This window comes from Henriciella sp. (assembly GCF_049649345.1).
Lineage (GTDB): Bacteria > Pseudomonadota > Alphaproteobacteria > Caulobacterales > Hyphomonadaceae > Henriciella.
This window is the reverse complement of sequence record NZ_JBARZC010000523.1, coordinates 1-2389: the sequence shown is the minus strand read 5'-3', so window position 1 is coordinate 2389 and position 2389 is coordinate 1. Positions and strand designations below refer to the sequence as shown.

Genomic DNA, 2389 nt, shown 5'->3' with positions numbered 1-2389 from the left:
TCGTTCAGTAGCCGCTCGATGCGGCGCCGCGCCTTGAACGGCACGACGAGGACGCTAACGCCCTTGCGGCCGGCCCGTCCTGTGCGCCCGCTGCGGTGCAGAAGCGCTTCGCGATTGGACGGCAGGTCGGCATGAATGACGAGGTCGAGGTCGGGCAGGTCGAGCCCGCGCGCGGCCACATCGGTCGCGACACAGACATTCGCGCGTCCGTCCCGTAGCGCCTGCAGGGCGTGGGTGCGCTCCTTCTGGCTAAGTTCGCCGGAAAGCGCGACGACGCTCAGGCCGCGATTGTGGAAGCGCGCCAGCAAATGGTTCACATTCGCCCTTGTCTTGCAGAAGACGAGCGCATTTTTGGCTTCGTGAAACCGGAGCACATTGATGATGGCATTTTCGACATCAGCCGGGGCCACTACGTGTGCACGATACTCGATATCGACATGCTGGTCCGTTTCGGAAATTGTATTGATGCGGACGGCGTCGCGTTGAAAATTGGCGGCCAGTTTAGCGATCGGCTTGGACACGGTCGCCGAGAAGAGCAGGGTGCGCCGGTCGTCTGGAGCGGCGCGAAGAATGGTCTCCAGCTCCTCGCGAAACCCCATGTCGAGCATCTCGTCGGCTTCGTCCATGACGACGACCTGAAGTGCGTCCAGAACCAGTCCGCCCCGATTGATGTGATCGACGAGCCGTCCGGGCGTGCCGACGACGATATGAGCGCCCCGCTGCAGTGCGCGCCGCTCATCCCGTGGATCCATGCCTCCGACGCAGGAAACGACGTGCGCGCCAGCATCGGCGTAAAGCCATTCAAGCTCGCGCTGAACCTGCAAGGCCAGCTCTCTGGTTGGCGCGACAACCAGGGCGAGTGGGGTGTCAGCGCGCTTTAGCCTTTCTTCTCCCGCCAGGACAGACGATGCCATGGCGATGCCGAACGCCACCGTCTTTCCAGACCCTGTCTGCGCCGAGACAAGCAGGTCCTGGGCTTCCAAGGCAGGATCCAGCATGGCGCTCTGTACGGGCGTCAGGCTGGTATAGCCACGCGCGGCAAGGGCCTTGCCCAGAGTGGGGGCGACGGCGGAGGGTTCAGTCATGGAAGGGCTTTCAGTATTCCGGTAACAGCCGCTCGTGATCGGCGGCCTGGCAGCGACCGTCCGAAGGATCGAAAGCGCTGTCGATGCGGCCTCCATACCCGACTTGCCGCCGCATTACCAAACATTCTCGCAGACCCGCCTGCTGGTTGATCAGATCAGGCCCTGCGCCCTGAAACTCGTGACACCGGAACGGGCTGCGATAAGGTGATCGTGAACGGTAATCTCCAGAGCGTCGAGTGCATCCATAATCTCGCGCGTCATGTCGATATCGGCCCGTGAGGGCGTCGGATCGCCGGATGGATGATTGTGAACGAGGATAAGGCTCGACGCCTGTAATTCGAGAGCGCGCCGGGCAATCTCGCGCGGATAGACCGGGGCATGATCGACCGTGCCATGGCCCATGATTTCGTCAGCGATCAACTGGTTCTTGCGATCAAGGAAAAGCACGCGAAATTGCTCGCGCCCTTCATGCTGGAGCTCGCGCTTCACATAATCCTGTAAAGCCGACCAGCTTGAAATGACCGTCCGTGCCTGCAGCGCCTCGCGGCTCGCGCGAGCCCCGATTTCCGCAGTGGCCTTGAGGTAGGCAGCTACCGTCTCACCAACGCCGGCCACCTTCATCAAATCGGCCGGCCTGGCGGCGAGTACACCACTGAGCGATCCAAACCGCGCAATGAGTGCCTTGGAAATCGGTTTCACATCTCGTCTCAGGATAAAGGCGAACAGCAGGGTTTCAAGCAGCTCATAATCTTCCAACGCATTGGCCCCGCGCTCAATGAGTCTGGTCCTGAGCCGGTCGCGATGGCCCTGCCAATGCGGTTTCGGAGCGGCAAACTGGCGAGCCGCGTCAAGTCCGAGAAGGGGCGCTTCTTCAAGGTGTCGCATCATGGTCCCCAAGCTTCCGGTTGTTCCATTTATGTTCTTTAGAGCCTTCGGGTCAAGCTTGCCAAGCGAGCCAATTTGCGAAAACTGGCGGTCATAACTGGAGGAGGGGACACATGACACTCTTGAAAGTGGCGATTTCAGCAGTCCTCATCGGGCTTGGTGCCTGCGCGCATGCCGATGGACATGGGCATGACCATCTTAGCGAAAGCGCCGCGGAGCATCCCGACAAACTTGTTCGTGCAGAAACAGGCGCGAACATGGAGAACCCGTTCCACCCTGTGCGCCTTCTCCTTTCGAGTGGAGAATCTGCCGGTGAGGTGACGATCTACGAGTTTATCTTGCCGCCCAACAGTCCCGGATCTCCGCCCCATACTCACACGCTGGAAGACGAATATTTCTACATTCTCTCCGGCACGCTG

General features: G+C 60.6%; 2 protein-coding genes and 1 pseudogene. 1 reads left to right on the top strand and 2 read right to left on the bottom strand.

The annotated features are described in order from the left end of the window. The coding region (locus tag WA989_RS14440) for a DEAD/DEAH box helicase (RefSeq protein ID WP_424341183.1) at positions 1–1085 on the bottom strand (1085 nt) is incomplete at its 3' end. 150 nt (positions 1086–1235) lie between these two features. Further along, complete coding sequence (gene radC, locus WA989_RS14435; RefSeq protein WP_424341182.1) at positions 1236–1973, bottom strand: RadC family protein; 738 nt, start codon at positions 1971–1973, stop codon at positions 1236–1238. 110 nt (positions 1974–2083) lie between these two features. Between radC and WA989_RS14430 the strand changes: the two are divergent. Next, positions 2084–2389, top strand: a pseudogene (locus WA989_RS14430) (hypothetical protein); the annotation flags it as partial.

Excerpts from the sequence above, each read along its gene's own strand:
- radC (WP_424341182.1), bottom strand. The coding sequence starts at position 1,973 with ATGATGCGACACCTTGAAGAAGCGCCCCTTCTCGGACTTGACGCGGCT.